Annotated in this window: 12 protein-coding genes and 7 tRNA genes; 15 read left to right on the plus strand and 4 right to left on the minus strand. The window is 59.3% G+C overall.

Going from position 1 to position 18,888, the window contains the following annotated elements:
- Window positions 1-10 precede the first annotated feature (10 nt).
- From rpoC to ACQRAG_RS04185, 3 genes are all read left to right on the plus strand, one after another.
- Entirely contained in the window at window positions 11-4,180 is a 4,170-nt protein-coding gene (gene rpoC, locus ACQRAG_RS04175) for a DNA-directed RNA polymerase subunit beta' (RefSeq protein ID WP_278882259.1), read from the plus strand.
- 676 nt (window positions 4,181-4,856) lie between these two features.
- The gene (locus tag ACQRAG_RS04180; protein ID WP_168935189.1) at window positions 4,857-5,780 is read left to right on the plus strand and encodes a respiratory nitrate reductase subunit gamma; all 924 of its coding nucleotides are present in this window, start codon (window positions 4,857-4,859) and stop codon (window positions 5,778-5,780) included.
- Between the two features lie 10 nt (window positions 5,781-5,790).
- Window positions 5,791-7,389, plus strand: coding sequence for a (Fe-S)-binding protein (locus ACQRAG_RS04185; protein WP_168935190.1), 1,599 nt, complete (start codon window positions 5,791-5,793; stop codon window positions 7,387-7,389).
- Between the two features lie 480 nt (window positions 7,390-7,869).
- On the opposite strand, the gene ACQRAG_RS04190 is transcribed toward ACQRAG_RS04185, so the two are convergent.
- The 4 genes from ACQRAG_RS04190 to rsfS form a co-directional block, all read right to left on the minus strand.
- On the minus strand, window positions 7,870-9,285 hold the full coding sequence (locus ACQRAG_RS04190; RefSeq protein ID WP_168935191.1) for a mannose-1-phosphate guanylyltransferase/mannose-6-phosphate isomerase: 1,416 nt from the start codon (window positions 9,283-9,285) through the stop codon (window positions 7,870-7,872).
- 92 nt (window positions 9,286-9,377) lie between these two features.
- Window positions 9,378-9,620, minus strand: coding sequence for a hypothetical protein (locus ACQRAG_RS04195; RefSeq protein ID WP_168935192.1), 243 nt, complete (start codon window positions 9,618-9,620; stop codon window positions 9,378-9,380).
- Window positions 9,610-11,145: a 2,3-bisphosphoglycerate-independent phosphoglycerate mutase gene (gpmI, locus tag ACQRAG_RS04200; protein WP_427803633.1), complete on the minus strand. Its 1,536-nt coding sequence runs from the start codon at window positions 11,143-11,145 to the stop codon at window positions 9,610-9,612. The genes ACQRAG_RS04195 and gpmI overlap by 11 nt, the downstream gene beginning before the upstream one ends.
- On the minus strand, window positions 11,142-11,534 hold the full coding sequence (gene rsfS, locus ACQRAG_RS04205) for a ribosome silencing factor (RefSeq protein WP_168935194.1): 393 nt from the start codon (window positions 11,532-11,534) through the stop codon (window positions 11,142-11,144). The genes gpmI and rsfS overlap by 4 nt, the downstream gene beginning before the upstream one ends.
- Window positions 11,535-11,727: 193 nt before the next feature.
- Between rsfS and ACQRAG_RS04210 the strand changes: the two genes are divergently transcribed.
- The 12 genes from ACQRAG_RS04210 to ACQRAG_RS04265 all read left to right on the plus strand — a co-directional run bounded on the left by ACQRAG_RS04210 (window position 11,728) and on the right by ACQRAG_RS04265 (window position 18,849).
- Window positions 11,728-13,032, plus strand: a complete 1,305-nt coding sequence (locus ACQRAG_RS04210) for a phenylacetate--CoA ligase family protein (RefSeq protein WP_040368905.1) — start codon at window positions 11,728-11,730, stop codon at window positions 13,030-13,032.
- 107 nt (window positions 13,033-13,139) lie between these two features.
- A tRNA-Gly gene (locus ACQRAG_RS04215) sits at window positions 13,140-13,214 on the plus strand.
- Window positions 13,215-13,222: 8 nt separating this feature from the next.
- A tRNA-Cys gene (locus ACQRAG_RS04220) sits at window positions 13,223-13,297 on the plus strand.
- A 33-nt stretch (window positions 13,298-13,330) separates the two neighbouring features.
- Window positions 13,331-13,405 (plus strand) — tRNA-Gly (locus ACQRAG_RS04225).
- An 8-nt stretch (window positions 13,406-13,413) separates the two neighbouring features.
- Window positions 13,414-13,488: transfer RNA gene (locus ACQRAG_RS04230), tRNA-Cys, on the plus strand.
- Between the two features lie 32 nt (window positions 13,489-13,520).
- Window positions 13,521-13,595: transfer RNA gene (locus tag ACQRAG_RS04235), tRNA-Gly, on the plus strand.
- A 19-nt stretch (window positions 13,596-13,614) separates the two neighbouring features.
- A tRNA-Gly gene (locus tag ACQRAG_RS04240) sits at window positions 13,615-13,689 on the plus strand.
- 58 nt (window positions 13,690-13,747) lie between these two features.
- A tRNA-Gly gene (locus tag ACQRAG_RS04245) sits at window positions 13,748-13,822 on the plus strand.
- A 230-nt stretch (window positions 13,823-14,052) separates the two neighbouring features.
- Window positions 14,053-14,706: a GntR family transcriptional regulator gene (locus ACQRAG_RS04250; protein WP_427805283.1), complete on the plus strand. Its 654-nt coding sequence runs from the start codon at window positions 14,053-14,055 to the stop codon at window positions 14,704-14,706.
- Window positions 14,707-15,452: 746 nt separating this feature from the next.
- Window positions 15,453-15,698, plus strand: coding sequence for a 4Fe-4S dicluster domain-containing protein (locus ACQRAG_RS04255; protein ID WP_300646120.1), 246 nt, complete (start codon window positions 15,453-15,455; stop codon window positions 15,696-15,698).
- Entirely contained in the window at window positions 15,695-17,386 is a 1,692-nt protein-coding gene (locus ACQRAG_RS04260) for an FAD-dependent oxidoreductase (protein WP_300646117.1), read from the plus strand. The genes ACQRAG_RS04255 and ACQRAG_RS04260 overlap by 4 nt, the downstream gene beginning before the upstream one ends.
- A gap of 68 nt (window positions 17,387-17,454) precedes the next feature.
- A complete protein-coding gene (locus ACQRAG_RS04265; RefSeq protein ID WP_303740048.1) occupies window positions 17,455-18,849 on the plus strand; it encodes an SLC13 family permease in 1,395 nt (464 codons plus the stop codon).
- The last annotated feature ends 39 nt before the right edge of the window (window positions 18,850-18,888 follow it).

Consider the following 18,888-nt stretch of genomic DNA (forward strand, 5'->3'; position numbering starts at 1 on the left):
AGGTAGATATATGAGCCTGGACGATCTCTTCACTGCACGCGGCACGTCGGCCAATGTGACCAACATCCGCAACCTGAAAGCCATCCAGATTTCCATCGCCTCGCCCGAAGCCATCCGCGAATGGTCCTACGGTGAGGTCAAGAAACCGGAAACCATCAACTACCGTACCTTCAAGCCGGAGCGCGACGGCCTGTTCTGCGCCAAGATCTTCGGCCCCGTGAAGGACTACGAGTGCAACTGCGGCAAGTACAAGCGCATGAAGCACCGCGGCATCGTCTGCGAAAAGTGCGGCGTTGAAGTCATTGCCTCCAAGGTGCGTCGCGAGCGCATGGGCCACATCGAACTGGCCGCGCCCGTGGCCCACATCTGGTTCCTCAAGACCCTGCCTTCCAAGATCGGTACCCTGCTCGACATGACCATGGCCGATCTGGAAAAGGTCCTGTACTTCGATTCCTACATCGTGCTCGATCCCGGCCAGACCAATCTGCAGCGCCGCCAGGTCATCTCTGAAGACCAGTACCTGCAGATCCTGGACCACTACGGCACCGAAGACGCCCTGACCGTGGGCATGGGCGCCGAAGCCGTGCGCTCCCTTCTGGAAGAGCTGGATCTGGAAAAGCTGCGCACCGAACTGCGCGAAGAAAGCGAGACCACCAAGAGCCAGACCAAAAAGAAGAAGCTCACCAAGCGCCTGAAGATCGTCGAGGCCTTCCTGGAGTCCAACAACAAGCCCGAATGGATGATCATGGAAGTCATTCCCGTCATCCCGCCGGAGCTGCGTCCCCTGGTGCCCCTGGACGGCGGCCGTTTCGCCACCTCCGACCTCAACGACCTGTACCGCCGCGTCATCAACCGCAACAACCGTCTGAAGCGCCTCATCGAACTGGGCGCTCCCGACATCATCATCCGCAACGAAAAGCGCATGCTGCAGGAAGCCGTGGACGCCCTGTTCGACAACGGCCGCCGCGGTCGCGCCATCGCCGGTACCAACGGTCGTCCGCTCAAGTCCCTGTCCGACATGATCAAGGGTAAGCAGGGCCGCTTCCGTCAGAACCTGCTGGGCAAGCGCGTGGACTACTCCGGTCGTTCCGTTATTACCGTGGGTCCTTACCTCAAGCTGCATCAGTGCGGCCTGCCCAAGAAGATGGCCCTGGAGCTGTTCAAGCCCTTCATCTACTCGGAGCTGGAAAAGCGCGGTTATGCCTCCACCATCAAGAGCGCCAAGAAGATGGTGGAGCGTGAAGAGCTGGTGGTCTGGGACATCCTCTCGGAAGTGGTGCGCGAATACCCCATCATGCTCAACCGTGCCCCTACCCTGCACCGTCTGGGTATCCAGGCCTTTGAGCCCCTGCTGGTGGAAGGCAAGGCCATCCGTCTGCATCCCCTGGTCTGCTCGGCCTACAACGCCGACTTCGACGGTGACCAGATGGCCGTGCACATCCCGCTTTCCGTGGAAGCGCAGATCGAATGCCGCGTGCTCATGATGAGCACCAACAACATCCTCTCGCCCGCCAACGGCGGTCCCGTCATCGTGCCTTCCCAGGACATCGTTCTGGGTCTGTACTACATGACCTCCGAGCGCAGCTTCGAGAAGGGCGAAGGCATGACCTTCTGCGGTCCCTGGGAAGTGGAAGCCGCCTATGATGCCGATGCCGTGTCCCTGCACGCCCGCATCAACGTGCGCATGCCCGACGGCAAGACCTACCGCACCACGCCCGGCCGCGTGCTGGTGAGCAACATCCTGCCCAAGGAAATGTCCTTCGAGAACGTCAACCTGGTACTGACCAAGAAAATGATCGCCAAGCTGGTGGAAAACTGCTACCGCCAGTGCGGCATCAAGGCCACGGTCATCCTCTGCGACAATCTGAAGAACATGGGTTATGAGTTCGCTACCCGCGCCGGTGTCAGTATCGGTGTGAAGGACCTCATCATCCCGGCCCGCAAGAAAGACATCCTGGCCGCTTCCCAGGCCGAGGTGGACGACATCGAACGCCAGTACCGCGACGGTATCATCACCCGTACCGAAAAGTACAACAAGGTCGTCGATGTGTGGACCAAGGCCACCCAGGACGTCTCCACGGAAATGATCAAGGAGATCTCTTACGATATCCTGAAGGATCCCAAGACCGGCCGTGAAGAGAAGAACCAGAGCTTCAACTCCATCTTCATGATGTCCACCTCCGGTGCCCGAGGCAACCAGGACCAGATGCGTCAGCTGGCCGGTATGCGCGGTCTGATGGCCAAGCCTTCCGGTGAAATCATCGAAACGCCCATCACCTCGTCCTTCCGCGAAGGTCTGTCGGTGCTGCAGTACTTCACCTCCACCCACGGTGCCCGTAAGGGTCTGGCCGACACCGCCCTGAAGACGGCCAACTCCGGTTACCTGACCCGTCGTCTGGTGGACGTGGTGCAGGACGTGATCGTCTCCGAACACGACTGCGGCACGGTGGACGGCATCGAGCTGACCCACCTGCGCGAAGGCGGCGACATCAAGACCCCGGTGTGGGAACGTGCCATGGGCCGTGTGCTGCTCTACCCCGTCTACGATCCCGAAGACGCGGAAAAGGTGCTGCTGCCCGAGAACACCCTCATCGACGAAGCCGAGGCCGCTGTGCTGCGTGAACACGGCGTGAGCTCCATCACGGTGCGTTCGCCCCTCACCTGCCAGGCCGAGCGAGGCATCTGCGCCCTGTGCTACGGCCGCGACCTGGCCCGCGGGCACCTGGTCAACACCGGCGAGACCGTGGGCATCATCGCCGCCCAGTCCATCGGTGAACCCGGTACCCAGCTGACCATGCGTACCTTCCACATCGGTGGTACCGCATCCAGCACCATTGAAAAGAACAAGTTCGAAGCCCAGAACACCGGTCGCGTCATCCTCAACCGCGTGCGCGCCGTTACCAACCGTGACGGCATCCAGCTGGTGCTGGGCAAGAGCGGCCAGCTGACCATCGTGGATCCGCAGGGCCGCGAACGTGAAAAGTACATCCTGCCCAACGGCGCCCGCCTGCATGTGACCGACGGTCAGGAAGTGACCAAGGGCACCGTGCTGGCCGAGTGGGACCCCTTCAACGAACCCTTCGTGTCCGAAGAAGAGGGCATCATCCGCTTCACCGACATCGTGGACGGCAAGACCGTGCAGGAAAAGGTGGACGACGTGACGCGTCAGGCCTCCCTGACCATCATGGAATACCGTACCACCAACTACCGTCCGTCCATCTCGGTCTGCGATGAGAACGGCAACGTCAAGCAGCGTCCGCACAGCGTGGCGTCCGCCGTGTACAGCCTGCCCGTGGGCTCCATCATCATGGTCAAGGACGGCGAGGCCATCCAGGCCGGTGACATCATCGCCCGTAAGCCCCGCGAAACTTCCAAGACCAAGGACATCGTGGGTGGTCTTCCCCGCGTGGCCGAGCTCTTCGAAGTCCGCAAGCCCAAGGACATGGCCGTGGTCTCCGAGATCTCCGGTACCGTGTCCTACGCCGGCGAATCCAAGGGCAAGCGCAAGCTGGTGGTGACCCCCGAAATCGGTGATTCCAAGGAATACCTGGTGCCCAAGGGCAAGCACATCACCGTGGCCGACGGCGACTTCGTGGAAGCCGGCGATCCGCTGACCGAAGGTTCGCCCGAACTGCACGACATCCTGCGCACCCGCGGTGAAAAGTACCTGGCCCGCTACCTCGTGGACGAGATCCAGGAAGTGTACCGCTTCCAGGGCGTGGGCATCGACGACAAGCACATCGAAGTCATCGTGCGCCAGATGCTCAAGAAGGTCACCGTGCTGGATTCCGGCGGCACCAGCTTCCTGGTGGGCGAACAGGTGGACAAGGCCGAGTTCAAGGCCGAGAACCACAAGGCCATCGCCGAAGGCCGTCAGCCCGCCACCGCCGAACCGCTGGTGCTGGGCATCACCCAGGCTTCGCTGACCACCTCGTCCTTCATCTCGGCGGCTTCCTTCCAGGAAACCACCAAGGTGCTCACCGAGGCCTCCCTCAAGGGCAAGATGGACTACCTGCGCGGCCTCAAGGAAAACGTCATCGTGGGCCGTCTCATCCCGGCCGGTACGGGCTATCGCGAGTATGTCCACGGCGACATCACCGTGCCCGACCAGAAGGAACGCCCGGACAAGTTCCTGGAAGATCTGGAAGAGAACCCCGTGCTGGTGGATCTGGGCCAGTAGGCCCTTTCCTCTGCTGAACATCAGGGCGACCGTCATATGGCGGTCGCCCTTTTTTTATGTATGGCTGATCGGCCGAAGGACCGTATGCAGCACGCCCTGCCCTCTCGCCATCGCCGGCCCTGCCTCTCTTGCCGCCGCTGTCCCGGCGCCTTCCTCCCTGCGGCTGGGACCGGGTGGTGTCGTCCCCAATGCAACAAAATGTAGAGAAGCCCTTCCCATCTTTCTTTTTGTGACTAATTCCTGATAAGAGAGAAAAATTTCCCGGCCATGGCCGGGAAGACCTGCTGGCTAAGACGCATCCCCCTCCGCCGGAGCCGACGTGTTGTGAAAAGGAGGTCAAAAAATTTTTCATACGCGCAAAGCATGGCTTCATTCATATTAACACATTAAAATAATTACATAAATAAGAAAACATAGTCAGGTCGGAGTATTTTGGGAATCTGCGTGCCATCTTTGCATTTCTTGCATTTTACGGTAGAAGGCAGGAATTGTTCCGCGCCTGAGACCAGGCGGCGACAGGTCGTGCCCCGGCATGATCCGAGCCGCAGGATCCCGGCGCATTGTTCTGGAGAGGTTGGTTCCTGGTGCGCTGCACCTCTTGCTCATGACCGGATCTGGCTCGGTCATGAGCAGAAACCACGATGCCGCAGGCATCTCGACTCATGGGAGAAAACGCATGACAACTCTGTTCTACATCCTGGCCTACCTTGCAGTAATCGGCTTTGTGGCGACTGCCGCCATCAAGGTGAAAGGCTATCTGGCTGCCAGCCCCCTGCACGTCCGCTGGGAGCTTTACCCCGTGCCGCATGAAGGCCCCAAAGGCTCCTACGGCGGCAGCTTCATGGAAGAGACCGACTGGTGGACCAAGCCCCGCCACATCGACCACATGGGCGACCTCAAGGCCCTGCTGGAAGAAGTGCTCTTCCTGCACGCCACCTTCACCCATAACCTCAAGCTGTGGTTCCGCACCTACCCCTTCCACCTGGGTCTGTACATGCTGATGGGCGGCACCATCATCCTGGTCGTGGCCGCCTTCCTGCGCCTGTTCGGCATGAACCCCGACGGCGGCTTCCTGACCTTCGTGCACAACGTCATCAATGCCATCAGCCTGCTGGGCATGTTCGGCATCATCGGCGGCGGCATCGGCCTGATCTGCCGTCGTCTGCACGACGAAGGCCTGCGCAAGTACTCCACCCCCGAACACTTCTTCAACCTGGGCGTGTTCATCGTCTTCGCCCTGGTGGGTCTGGTGGCCTGGGCCTTCAACCCCTCCTTTGCCCGCATGTCCGGTGACTTCATCTACAACCTGCTCACCTTCAACTTTGCCGACATCAACAGCACCACTTTCGTGATCCACATGCTGTTCGGCTTCTTCGTGCTGATCTGGATCCCCATGACCCACATGGGCCACCTGCTCTTCAAGTACTTCACCTACCATGACATCCGCTGGGGCGACACCCCCACCGATTTCAGCCAGAAGAACAACGAGAAGATGAAGCAGGCCCTGCAGTTCAAGGTGAGCTGGGCTGCCGACCACATCAACGGTCAGGGCACCAAGACCTGGCTCGACATCGCTACCGAATCCCCCAAGAAGGACTAGGGAGTACATCATGAAAGATACGCTGCGTTTGACTGATATTTCCACGGCCGAAGGCCAGATGGTCAGCATCGACCTCAAGGACATCCCCGATGTGGAAGGCCTTGACCTCGTCAAGATGCCCTGGCGCCCCGTTACCGACGAGCAGAAGGCCAAAGTGGCCTGCATCCTGGACGAAGTCTGCGTGCTGAACATCCCCAAGCCCCAGACCCCCCAGGAAGAAGAAGAGCTGGTCAACCGTTTCCTGGACGGTATGCGTAAGCTGTTCAGCAAGGAGAACAACTGGACCTTCCTGCCCATGCTGGAAACCAGCATGGACTACTGCGCCCAGTGCAACTCCTGTTCCGATGCCTGTCATCTGTACGAGATGTCCGGCAAGAACGAGATGTACCGCCCCAACTACCGCTCTGAAATCTTCCGCCGCATCTACAAGCAGTATGTGAAGAAAGAGCCCCTGGCCAAATGGCGTTACGGCGACATGGGCCTGAACTGGAAGACCGTTGCCCGCCTGGGCGAACTGGCCTACCGCTGCAACCTCTGCCGTCGCTGCGCCCAGACCTGCCCCATCGGTGTGGATAACGGCCTGATCGCCCGCGAAATCCGCAAGCTGTTCAGCCAGGAACTGGGCTTCTCGCCCCGCGAACTGCACGAAAAGGGCACCATCAACCAGATGAAGGTGGGCTCCTCCACCGGTATGACCCCCGACGTGGTGAAAGAAAACGTGGAGTTCATCGACGAGGACTACACCGAAATCACCGGCGTGGGCATCCACACCCCCTTCGACGTGAAGGGCGCCGACATCCTGCTGATCCACAACGCCGGCGAAGTCATGGCCTGGCCCGAAAACATCGCCAGCTTCTCCCTGATCTTCCAGGAAGCCGGCCTGTCCTGGACCCTGTCCAGCAAGGCCGTGGCCTATGACGGCGTGAACTACGGCGTGTTCTACGACGACGCCCAGACCGCCCGTATCGCCCTGCAGCACATGCAGGCCGCCAAGGAACTGGGTGCCAAGAAGATCGTCATCGGCGAATGCGGCCACGCCCACAAGGCCATGACCGTTATCGCCGACCGCGTCATCCCCTACGAATACCAGGTGCCCCGCGAATCCTGCTACGTGACCCTGCGTGACATCATCATGTCCGGTCGTCTGAAGCTGGATCCCTCGCGCAACAACTTCCCCGTCACCCTGCACGACCCCTGCAACGTGGTCCGTCTGATGGGTGTGGTGCAGCCCCAGCGCGACATCCTGCACAAGATCGCCCCGCAGTTCCGCGAAATGCCCTGCCACGGCGTGGACAACTACTGCTGCGGCGGTGGTTCCGGCTTCGCCATCATGACCCGTCAGAACATCGACGAATGGCGCGGCAACATCTCCGGCCGTAAAAAGATGTGGCAGATCGCCCAGGCCTTCAAGGACTGCCTTGGCCCCGAAACCAAGAAGTACATCTGCGCTCCCTGCTCCAACTGCAAGGGCCAGATCCGTGAAATGCTGGAACACAGCGATCTGTACACCAAGAACAGCTTCGCCTACGGCGGCCTGGTGGAACTGATCGTCAACGCCATGGTCAACGTCAATCCCGGCTTCATCAAGTGGGAAGGCGACGAAGAGTAATCTTCGACCATGTGTCATCTTTGGGGGGAGCAGCGATGCTCCCCCCTTTTTTTATGCCTGCAGAAAAGCGGGAGAACTGCGACGCATCCGTCTGCACCCGTGTTTTCCTGCGGGCGAGGGAGAGGCCCCTTTGGTGGACAAAAGCTGCGCCTCCCCTCGCCCCCTCCTCGCCAAAAAACTTTTTTTCGGGCCTGTCCTGTGTCCGGCGATCGCCCTGTGGCACCAGAAAAAACGTCCGGATGCTTACAAAAAAGATCCGTTTCATCCATCTGGCTGCGTCGTATACCAGACGGGCTCTGAAGGACTGCGAGACGTTATCGGGGACGTTTGCCTGATGCCTGTCTCTGGGCCATCCCCCAAATCGTCCGCCATTTCGTTTTGCGTCGTGACGCTCACCAGGCTAACACCAGAAATAAAAAAAGGCCGCGGGAAATCTCCCGCAGCCTTGGTATCTGGTGATGGCCTCAGGCCATCTCAGGCTCATTCACGCCCGTAACGGTCGTCAAAACGCTCGATATCGTCTTCGCCCAGGTAATCACCGGTCTGGACTTCCACGATCTCCAGCGGCTGTGCCGAAGCGTTGCTCAGCCGATGCATGGTCTTTTGGGGGATGTAGACCGACTGGTCCACATGCAGGTGCATCTCTTCGTCCCCCACGCGCACCAGACCTTCCCCGGCGATGACGACCCAGTGCTCGGCCCGGTGCCGGTGACGCTGCAGGGAAAGCGCGGCTCCGGGATTGACCTGGATCCGCTTGACCTGGAATCGCTCGCCCAGGGCCAGGGTCTCATACCAGCCCCAGGGACGATATACACGCAGATGCATCTCCTGCTCGTGCCGGTCCTGGGCCGCAAGACGGGCCACCAGGGTCTTGACCTCCTGGCTGCGGGCCCTATCGGCCACCAGGACGGCGTCGCCGGTCTCCACCACCACGAGATCCTTCACGCCCAGCGTCGTCACCAGGCGGCTTCCGGCATGGATGTAGCATCCCCGGCTGTCCTGGGCCATCACATCGCCCACGCAGGCATTGCCTTCCGCATCCTGCGTGCTGTTTTCGTAGATGGCTTCCCAGGATCCCAAGTCGCTCCAGCGGCACGGCAGCGGCACCATGGCCACATGCGCGCTTTTCTCCATCAGGGCATAGTCCACCGAATCAGAGGGGCAGTGGGCAAAAGATTCCCGATGCAGGCGGATGAAGTCATAATCGGCCCGGCGCAGGGCCCAGGCCTTGCGCACCGCGGCCATGATGGCCGGAGCCTGCGCTTCCAGCTCGGCCAGATACTGGGAGGCGCGAAACACGAACATGCCGCTGTTCCAGAAATAGCCGCCCTGCGCCAGCATGGCCTCGGCAGCCTCCTGCGCGGGCTTTTCCACGAAACGGCGGACCGCGAAACCGGAAGCCAGGGCATCGCCCTTTTCGATGTAGCCGTAACCGGTCTCGGGGCGGTCCGGCGTGACCCCGAAGGTGACCAGGGCCCCTTCGCGGGCACACTCCGCAGCCTGTGTGACGGCAGCGGCAAAAGCCGGCAGATCCTCCAGCACATGGTCCGAAGGCAGGACCAGCAGGACAGGATCACCGTCTTCCACGTCACAGGCGGCCGTCACGGCCAGCGCGGCAGCGGCGATGGCCGGTGCCGTATTGCGCGGTTCCGGTTCCAGCAGGATCCGGCCGTTCAGTCCCTGACGCTGCAGGGCTGCGGCGGCAAGAAAGCGCTGCTCTTCATTGCAGATGACCACGGGCGCGGCCAGTCCGGGCACGGCCGCAAGACGCTGCAGAGTGTCCTCGAACAGCGTATGGCCGCCCAGGTCCATGAATTGCTTGGGATACTTGCGACGGGACAGGGGCCACAGGCGTGTACCGGCGCCCCCGCACAAGATGACGGGACAGATCTTCATGTCGTTTGCTCGGTATATTTGGTAGCGTGGAGAAAAAAGCATCGCGGCAGAGAAAACGGCCGGAGGACTTTCCTCCGGCCGTATGGCGACGCTTACAGATAGTCGGGATTGGCAGCGGCCTTGCCGTTGGCCAGCATGATGCGCACATAATGCAGGCCGTGCTCGTCCACCGGGATGATGGGGAACTGCTTGCCGCAGCCGTCGCAGCGCACATTGCGCGGCTCCACCGGGTTGACCAGCGGTACATGGCGCAGGCAGTGGGGGCAGCGGTAGAAGAACAGCAGCTCCATGCCGTCAGGAGCCACAGGCTCCAAAGGTTTCTGGCTACCGGACATGGGCTTCCTCCACCAGCGGCGTCCCGGTCATGGCCTCGGGCTGGGCGATGCCCCACATGCGCAGCAGGGTCGGGGCCACATCGGCCAGCTTGCCGTCATGCAGGCGCCATTCCTTGCCGGAGGCATCCAGCAGGATGCAGGGCACGGGATTGGTGGTATGGGCGGTCTGGGGCTTGCCTTCTCCGTCCTTCATGACTTCGCAGTTGCCGTGGTCGGCGATGAGCAGCATACGGCCCTTGCGGGCCTCCACGGCAGCCACCATGCGGCCCACGCATTCATCCACCACCGTGCAGGCTTCCACGGCGGCGGAGAGCACGCCCGTATGGCCCACCATATCGCCGTTGGCCAGGTTGCAGACCACCAGGTCGTACTGTCCGCTCTGCCAGGCTTCCACGAACTTGTCCGTGACCTCGCGGGCGCTCATGGCCGGTTTCTGGTCATAAGTCTGCACCTCGCGCGGCGAAGGCACGAGGATGCGATCTTCCAGCGGCAGGGGCTCTTCCACACCGCCGTTGAAGAAATAGGTGACGTGCGCGTATTTTTCCGTTTCGGCCAGACGCAGCTGGTGCATGCCCTGCTGCGAAACGACTTCGCCAAGGCCCATGGTCACGGATTCCTTGGGGAAGGCCACCGGCAGAGGGAAGTGGGCGTCGTAGGCCGTCATGGAAGCCACGGCAGCCAGCTGCGGCACCCTGCCCCGCTCGAAACCGGTGAAGTCCGCGTCCACGAAGGCCTGGGAAAGCTCGCGCATGCGGTCGGCGCGGAAATTGTAGAAGAACAGGCCGTCGCCGTCCTGCAGGGTGGAGGCATCCTCGCCTTCCAGCAGCACGGGCTTGATGAATTCGTCGCTGACGCCCTCGGCATAGGAATCTTCCACAGCCTGCACGGCATCCGTGGCCTTGCGGCCCTTGCCGTGGACCATGAGATCCCAGACCTCGGACACGCGCTCCCAGCGCTTGTCGCGGTCCATGGCATAGAAGCGCCCCGCCAGGCTGGCCACACGCACGTCCTTCATGGAGACGATCTGTTCCAGCAGGCTGCGCACATAGGAGACGCCGCTCTGGGGCGGGGTATCGCGCCCGTCCATGAAGCAGTGGATGCGCACCGGCACACCGGCGGCGAAAGCCATGGCGCACAGGGCCACCAGATGGTTGATGTGGCTATGCACACCGCCGTCGGAGAGCAGGCCCGCCAGATGCAGACGGCCGCCGCTGCGGCGTGTTTTTTCCAGCACGTCCTGCAGCACGGGGTTGTGGAACAGGGAGCCGTCCTCAAGGGCCACGTCGATGCGCGTCATGTCCTGATAGACGATGCGTCCCGCACCGATATTGAGGTGTCCCACCTCGGAGTTGCCCATATAGCCGGCAGGCAGGCCCACTTCGCGCCCGGAGGCGGCAAGGCGGCTGTGGGGGCAGCGCGCCATCAGGTCATCCAGATGGGGCGTGGCTGCCACCCAGGGGGCATTGCCTTCCCCTTTTTCCGTCAGGCCCCAGCCGTCAAGGATGAGCAACAGGGTGGGGGTCATGCACGAGGCTCCTTGTTGAGGGCAGCGGCAGCCGCGCCCCACAGGTTCTCCAGCTGATAAAGGTCACGCACGGACTGCTGGAAGATGTTGACCACGATGTCGTTGCAGTCCACCAGGATCCACTGGCCGGTGTTGTAGCCTTCCATGCGCAGGTATTCGTAGTTCTGTTCATGGCACAGGGCGGAGACGCCGTCCGCCAGGCTCTGGGCATGACGCACGGAGGTGGCGCTGACCACCAGCAGGGCGTCCGTGAAGGCACCCTGGCCGGCCAGGTCGATCTCGGCCACGTCGACAGCCTTGTGTTCCTCAAGCCACGCCTTGATGACGGCCATTTTTTCCGCCGTAGGCAGTTCCGAATATTTCTTGGGGGTAGAGATAAGGTTTTGCATGTCCCTCCCATACCTCAAAGCGTACCCGAGGGCAACAATCCCGCCCGGCCCGGGGATGGCCCGGCGCATTGTTCCGGGCATAAAAAAAGACATTGCATTGCAATATGTTATCCATGTTTTTCAAGCAGATATCTTGACCTTGGGGGGCTTTTGCGTCATCCATAGACTACTCAGGATTTCAAGGAGAAACGCCGTGATTTTCAATATCGACAAGGAAACGCTGCCCCGCGAAGATATCGAAGCCCTGCAATTGCGCCGTCTGCAGGACCTTTGCTCCCGTGTCTATGCCAATGTGCCTTTCTACCGCAAACGCTTCGACGAGAGCGGTATCAAGCCCGGCGACATCAAGAGCCTGGCCGATCTGAAGAACCTGCCCTTCACCGAAAAGCAGGACCTGCGCAATTACTATCCCTTCGGTCTTTTCGCCGTGCCGCGTGACAACATCGTCCGCCTGCACGCCTCCAGCGGCACCACCGGCAAGGCCGTGGTGGTGGGCTATACCGCCCGCGACCTGCACAACTGGGCCGAACTGGCCGGCCGCAGCCTGTCCGCCGCCGGCGTCAACCAGACGGACATCGTGCATGTGGCCTACGGCTACGGCCTGTTCACCGGCGGTCTGGGCGCCCACGGCGGTGCCGAGCGCATCGGTGCCACGGTGGTCCCGGCCTCGGGCGGCGCCACGCGTCGCCAGGCCTACCTGCTGCGCGACTTCGGCGCCACGGCCCTGTGCTGTACGCCCTCCTACGCCCTGCACCTGTGGGAAGCCGGCCAGGAAGTGGGCATCGACTTCCGTGACCTGCCCCTGCGTACCGGCGTGTTCGGTGCCGAGCCCTGGACCGAAGAGATGCGCCAGGACATCGAGCAGAAAATGGGCATCAATGCCCTGAACATCTACGGCCTTTCCGAAGTCATGGGCCCCGGCGTGGCCATGGAATGCCTGGAATCCAAGTGCGGCATGCACCTGTGGGAAGACCACTTCCTGCCCGAGATCATCGACCCCGTCACCGGCGAACAGCTTCCCGAGGGCGAAGTGGGCGAACTGGTCATCACCACGCTCACCAAGGAAGGCATCCCGCTGATCCGCTACCGCACCCGCGACCTGACCAGTCTGGATTACACCCCCTGCCGCTGCGGACGTACCCATGTGCGCCTGACCCGCATCCGGGGCCGCAGCGACGACATGCTCATCATCCGCGGCGTCAACGTGTTCCCGCAGCAGATCGAAGCCCTGCTCATGGAAAACCAGAACCTGAGCCCCAACTATCAGATCATCGTGGACCGCGTGAACAACCTGGATACCCTGGAAGTCCAGGTGGAGATGAACGAGACCCTCTTTGCCGACGAGATCCGCAAGCTGCAGAGCCTGGAAAGCTCCATCCAGAAGAGCATCAAGGAATTCCTGGGCGTCACCACCAAGGTGCGCCTCATGGAACCGCATTCCATCCAGCGCTCCGAGGGCAAGGCCAAGCGTATCATCGACAAGCGGCCCACAGAATAAAGATAATAAAAGCAGCATGTTGGGAAATAAATTTTTTATTTTTCGACAAAATAAAAAAAGCTGCTTGACAGAAAGGGGGTCTCTAGCGTAGAACCCTCTTTCGTTGAGCGGGAGTAACTCAGTGGTAGAGTGCAACCTTGCCAAGGTTGAAGTCGCGGGTTCAAATCCCGTCTCCCGCTCCAACAAATGAGGCGACATAGCCAAGTGGTAAGGCAGAGGTCTGCAAAACCTCCACTCTCCAGTTCAAATCTGGATGTCGCCTCCAAAAAAACGATCGGTGGATATGCCGTGCATATGCGCGGGAGTAACTCAGTGGTAGAGTGCAACCTTGCCAAGGTTGAAGTCGCGGGTTCAAATCCCGTCTCCCGCTCCACAACATAAGGCGACATAGCCAAGTGGTAAGGCAGAGGTCTGCAAAACCTCCATTCTCCAGTTCAAATCTGGATGTCGCCTCCATAAAAAACGATCGCAAAATACCGTGCCAGTGTGCGGGAGTAACTCAGTGGTAGAGTGCAACCTTGCCAAGGTTGAAGTCGCGGGTTCAAATCCCGTCTCCCGCTCCACAAAAAACTGCCCTTTCGGGCGGGAATAACTCAACGGTAGAGTGTCAGCTTCCCAAGCTGAAGGTTGCGGGTTCAAGTCCCGTTTCCCGCTCCACAAGCCGACACGGACTTCTTACGAGGTCCTTTCCATAGCGGATAATTCCGCATCCCGCGCGGGAGTAACTCAGTGGTAGAGTGCAACCTTGCCAAGGTTGAAGTCGCGGGTTCAAATCCCGTCTCCCGCTCCAGCAAATTCAGGGGTTTTCTCTTTGGAGAAAGCCCCTTTTTTCGTACCCGGACACATCCCCCGTCAGCATTTCCCTGTTGCACGGCTGTCCGAAGGCTTCCCCGTCCTGCTCCCGGGCCGCAAAAAAACGTGCCATACGGGCGAGTTTGCTCCTTTTTTTGCCATTCTGGGCCATTTGACATAATTTTATAAATTATTTATCAAAATATGTACCTTACAGAAGGAGTTTCCATGAGTACTGCTTCTACCATCAAATCGCTGGCGGCCTACGATTTGATCCGCGACATGATCCTGTCCGGCGAGGCCCTGCCCGGCACCCGTCTTGTCCTTGTTGATCTGGAAAAAAAGCTCGGCGTGGGGCGCGGCCCCATCCGTGATGCCCTCATGCGCCTGGACAAATCCGGTCTGGTCCAGAACATCCCCTACAAGGGGGCCATCGTCATGATGCCGCCCTCTTCCAAGGAGATCGAGCACATCTTCAACCTGCGCATCCAGGTGGAATGTGCCCTGGCCAAGGAGGCCATGCAGCAGGCGACCGCCGAAGACATGGACAGGCTGGAACAGCTGGCCAGCGACCTGGCCGATACCCGTGATGCCGACTTTTTCTTCCACAAGGACAGGGATTTCCACCTGCAGCTCTACTCCCTTTCGCGGATGCACCATCTGCTGGCCGTGGACAGCCACCTGCTGGACTATGTGGAAGGTTTCCTCAATACCCGCCGCTATTCTCCCGAAGACATCTCGCTCTTCATCCAGCAGCACAAGGACATCCTGACCGCCATGCGCGAAAAGGATGAAGAAAAACTCATGGAAGCCATGCGCCGCAACATCCTGGTCGGCCTGGAGCTGATGCAGGACGAGATGAAGCGCCTGAAGCGCCACTAGGGCGCACGCTTTACAGGATAGACAAAGCCACCTTCGGGTGGCTTTTTTCGTTTTTCTGGCACACCTGTGCTTTTCCCGCTCTCGCCTTGCAACGACGGGCCGCACGGATCATCAGGATACCTGATCCCACGCTTTGCCCTGTAGCGTACGCCAGGTGAATGCATCCTCCATGCGCCTGGCATGACAAAGCGCCTCCTTTCGCTGAGCGTTCTTCGCCCAGCCTGGAGGGGCTCAGGAGCATCTCGCGGCATGCCCAGCCCAACAGAGCCGGAAGACAGAGAGAGCTCCCTATCCCTGTTGTTTTGACGCCTCGTCTACATTCCTGGGGCAGGGGATCTGCCTCTGCTCCAGCCCCACCTTTCCTCCCCCTCCCCATATCCCGCACCTTCATCAAGGCGATTTTTTTTTACTGTTGCCCCGCCCCGGACGCCATCAGGAACACCTTTCCTTGAAATAACCATAATACACTGTAATAATTTTATAAATCACCACATCTCAAACTTCTGTCGTCACAGGCATCCAATTATTTTGGACGCTGCTTTCAATTTTTTTCATCACCTTTTTATCCTGAAAATCCCGTCATACCTATCTGCCTGTATTTAATGACATCAGAGAATCGCCCTCAATACGCTATAAAAAATATCATAATCTGAGATGCATAAAATATGTATTGATTAAATTTTTTTGAATAACAATACTTTATTCATCAAAAAATTGACAGGCGCCCATGCCATAAAGGAGATGTCATGCCTCCAATTATTGATGAAAAAAAATGTATACGGTGCGGTTTATGTGAAAAAATATGTACAATGAACATCTTTCTTCCTCCAAAAGACGGGAATATCCCTCAAATCATGTATCCTGAAGAATGTTGGCATTGTACGGCGTGCAAGATGGACTGTCCGAGTGGAGCCATAACCTTACGCATACCGATTCCATATCGCTTGTTGCATGTAAAATCAGAAGATCTCATGAGAGGATTCAGCTTATGATTTCCATAACAAATGAATGTGAATATGATGTGGTCTGTGTGGGTGGCGGCATCGCAGCACTGCAGGCAGCCATAGCCGCAGCCGAAGAAGGCGCACGAGTCATTGTTGTGGATAAAAGCCATCCTCGCAGGAGCGGCTCGGGTGCCACAGGATGCGACCACTTTGGATGCTATCTCCCGGAAGTCCATGGTGACGATATGGGCGTCATCGCCAGGGAGATCCTGAACAGCCAGACCGGCACATGCCACGACCCCATCCTTACCCGCCGCTTTCTTGAAGAATCCGCAGCCATGGTCCATCTCTGGGACAGCTGGGGCATCCCCATGAAGCCCAAAGGGTTCTATGAATTCAAGGGCCACGCTTTTCCCACCCGTCCCCGGGCCTTCCTGCACTATGACGGGCGCCAGCAAAAGCCTGTCTTGTACAAGAAGGCCAAGGAGCACGGCGTCGCGTTCCTTTCCCACCACCCCGTCGTCGATTTCGTTTTCGACGATGAGGGGCATGTCTCCGGTGTGCTTGCCTTGAATATCCGGACTGATGTCCCGGAATTTTCCCTGATCCGCGGCAAGACAGTCATCCTGGCTACAGGCGTCGCTACACGCTTGTACAGCAGCACCACGACGCCAGGCATGCTTTTCAACATTGCCTACTGTCCCTCCTGCACAGGGACCGGGATATCACTGGCCTGGCGGCATGCGTTCAACATGCTGAATATGGAAATTCCTTATATCCATGCCGGTCCCAAGCACTTTGCCCGCTGCGGCAAGGCTTCTTTCATCGGCGTTGCCCGCTATCCTGACGGCTCGCCCGTCGGCCCGTTCATCACTCGCCCCGACCGGGAATATGGCGACGTGACCCTGGATGTATCCCACCGGATCCTGACAGAAGCGCTTTGCGATGGCCGGGGCCCCATTTTTGTCGATTGTGCCGGAGCGGAGGCTGCCTGGCTCGATGAAATGAAAGAAGCTCTCCACTGGGAAGGCGTTGCCGCCATGACAGACCACATGGAGACGGAACATATCGACCTTGCCGCCGATGCCATCGAGTTCATGCAGTATGAACCCCATATCCAGGGGCGGGGCATCGAGATCAATATTGATGGCGAAACCAGCGTGCCCAACGTCTACGCTGCCGGCGACATCGTGGGCAACTTCCGTGTGGGTGTCGCCGGCGCAGCGGTCTACGGACAGATCTGCGGAAAGAATGCCGCAAAGCGTTCCCGTACGGTTGCCGCCCCCTCCCGCCTGGACCAGGAAGCCCTGGAACAGTCCTGCCATCACTGCAGCCGGATCTATGAACGCAGGCAGGCTGCAAATGCGGCCACGTGGAGGGAAGCCAACATCGCGCTGCAAACCGTCATGACCTCCTACGCCGCCGTGCCCCCCTACCGGGTACGCTCGGCCCGGATACTCACCATCGGCCTGCACTATCTTCGGGATCTGCGCAAAAGGTTCGACAAGGAACTCTCCGCCGCCAATCCGCATGAACTGATGCGAGCCCTTGAAGTCTATGAGCTGCTCGACTGTGGTGAAGCCATCATGCATGCCGCGCTCGAACGCAAGGAGACCAGAGGCAACCACGTGCGTTCCGATTATCCGCTGACCAATCCGCTGCTGGGCAACAAATTCCTCGTCCTCAAAAATGAAGCGGGCAAGGTCCATGCCACATGGCGCGAAAAATGGAACTGACCGTACCCAGCTGCGTCTTTTCAGGCTTTCCCTGTATAGCGGCATAGCCAGCCGAACGAGGTATTTCCATGAACCAGGAACAACATCACGACAGAGCTTACTGGATCAAATGGGGCATCGCGCTCCTGATACCCGTCGTCACATACTTCTGGACAGGTACGACTGACCTTTCCCCCGAGGCACAGCGCTTCCTGACCTTTACATTCTGCGCCCTTGCCATCTGGACACTGAATATCCTTCCCGAGCCTTTCGTGGCCATGATATTGCCCATCATCTATATCGTGACCGGGGTCGGGAAGCCCAGCCAAATCCTTTCGGCCTGGTCCGGGTCAGCCGGATGGCTTGTCCTGAGCGGCCTGTTCATTGCCGAGGTCATGTCGAGCACGGGCATCGCCAAGCGTATCGCAGTCTGGTCCATCAAGCTGACCGGGGGCTCCTTCCACTTTCTGCTCTGGGGATTCATGCTGGCCGGCTATATCATGGCGCCTTTTATCCCCACGGTCACAGGCAAGGCGGCCATCTTCGCCATCCTGGCGGTCGGCATTTGCAAGGGCTTCAATATCCAGCCCTGCAGCAAGGAGGCCGCAACGCTGGTGATCGGTGCCCTGCTGGCCGTGGCGATTCCCAAGCTGGCCTTCCTCTCTGCCGGCGTGGACGTGGCCATGGCGATGGGCCTGTACGCGCAGGCGACAGGCACCCCCATATCTTGGAGTGCGTACTTCCTGCACAACTTCCCTCCCAGCCTGCTCTATGCGGCCCTTTCCATATATACGCTGCTTTTTATCATGCGTCCCAAGCTGTCCTTCGACCTTGAGACCTTCATCAGGGAGGAATACGAAACGCTTGGCCCCATGAGCCTGCGGGAAAAGAAGGCCCTTATCCTGCTCGGCCTGCTGCTTCTCTCGCTTGTGACAGACCAGATCCACAAGATCGATGCCGGCTGGATGATGCTGATGATCGCGTCCCTCGCCTTCTTCCCCGGCTTTTCCCTGCTCGACAAGAAGAGCCTGAGCAACATCCCCTATCAGCAGGTATTCTTTGTTGTGGGCTGCATGACGATCGGAGGCGCCGCGAAGGCCAGCGGAGTCGACAAGGTCATTGCCGATCTTCTGATGCCTCTCCTGAGCGGTGGCGAACTTTATACGTCATTCTCGACCTTCGTTTCCGGCATCATCCTCAACTTCCTGTTTACACCTATCGCCGCATTCTCGGCCATGACCGCTCCGCTTGTGGAAATGGCTTCCCAGATGAACATGTCCCCGCTGGCGCTGGTCTACTCCTTCTCCTATGGCGTCGACCAATACCTCTTTCCCTACGAATTCGTCGTGACCCTCTATTTCTACTCTACCGGTTACATCAAGCTTTCCCATTTCATGACGATATTCGCAGTCCGGATGGTCCTTGCCGGCGCATTCCTGGCCCTTGTGCTTTACCCTTACTGGCAATTCGTCGGCGTTTTTTAGAGATATACAGATATGGTCCATAGGGATATTGATAAATGC

The sequence above is a fragment of the Desulfovibrio sp. SGI.230 genome (assembly GCF_050313065.1).
Taxonomy (GTDB): Bacteria; Desulfobacterota; Desulfovibrionia; order Desulfovibrionales; family Desulfovibrionaceae; genus Desulfovibrio.

Coding starts and splice junctions, on each gene's coding strand:
- rpoC (WP_278882259.1), top strand. CDS start 11: ATGAGCCTGGACGATCTCTTCACTGCACGCGGCACGTCGGCCAATGTG.
- ACQRAG_RS04180 (WP_168935189.1), top strand. CDS start 4,857: ATGACAACTCTGTTCTACATCCTGGCCTACCTTGCAGTAATCGGCTTT.
- ACQRAG_RS04185 (WP_168935190.1), top strand. CDS start 5,791: ATGAAAGATACGCTGCGTTTGACTGATATTTCCACGGCCGAAGGCCAG.
- ACQRAG_RS04190 (WP_168935191.1), bottom strand. CDS start 9,285: ATGAAGATCTGTCCCGTCATCTTGTGCGGGGGCGCCGGTACACGCCTG.
- ACQRAG_RS04195 (WP_168935192.1), bottom strand. CDS start 9,620: ATGTCCGGTAGCCAGAAACCTTTGGAGCCTGTGGCTCCTGACGGCATG.
- gpmI (WP_427803633.1), bottom strand. CDS start 11,145: ATGACCCCCACCCTGTTGCTCATCCTTGACGGCTGGGGCCTGACGGAA.
- rsfS (WP_168935194.1), bottom strand. CDS start 11,534: ATGCAAAACCTTATCTCTACCCCCAAGAAATATTCGGAACTGCCTACG.
- ACQRAG_RS04250 (WP_427805283.1), top strand. CDS start 14,053: ATGAGTACTGCTTCTACCATCAAATCGCTGGCGGCCTACGATTTGATC.
- ACQRAG_RS04255 (WP_300646120.1), top strand. CDS start 15,453: ATGCCTCCAATTATTGATGAAAAAAAATGTATACGGTGCGGTTTATGT.
- ACQRAG_RS04260 (WP_300646117.1), top strand. CDS start 15,695: ATGATTTCCATAACAAATGAATGTGAATATGATGTGGTCTGTGTGGGT.
- ACQRAG_RS04265 (WP_303740048.1), top strand. CDS start 17,455: ATGAACCAGGAACAACATCACGACAGAGCTTACTGGATCAAATGGGGC.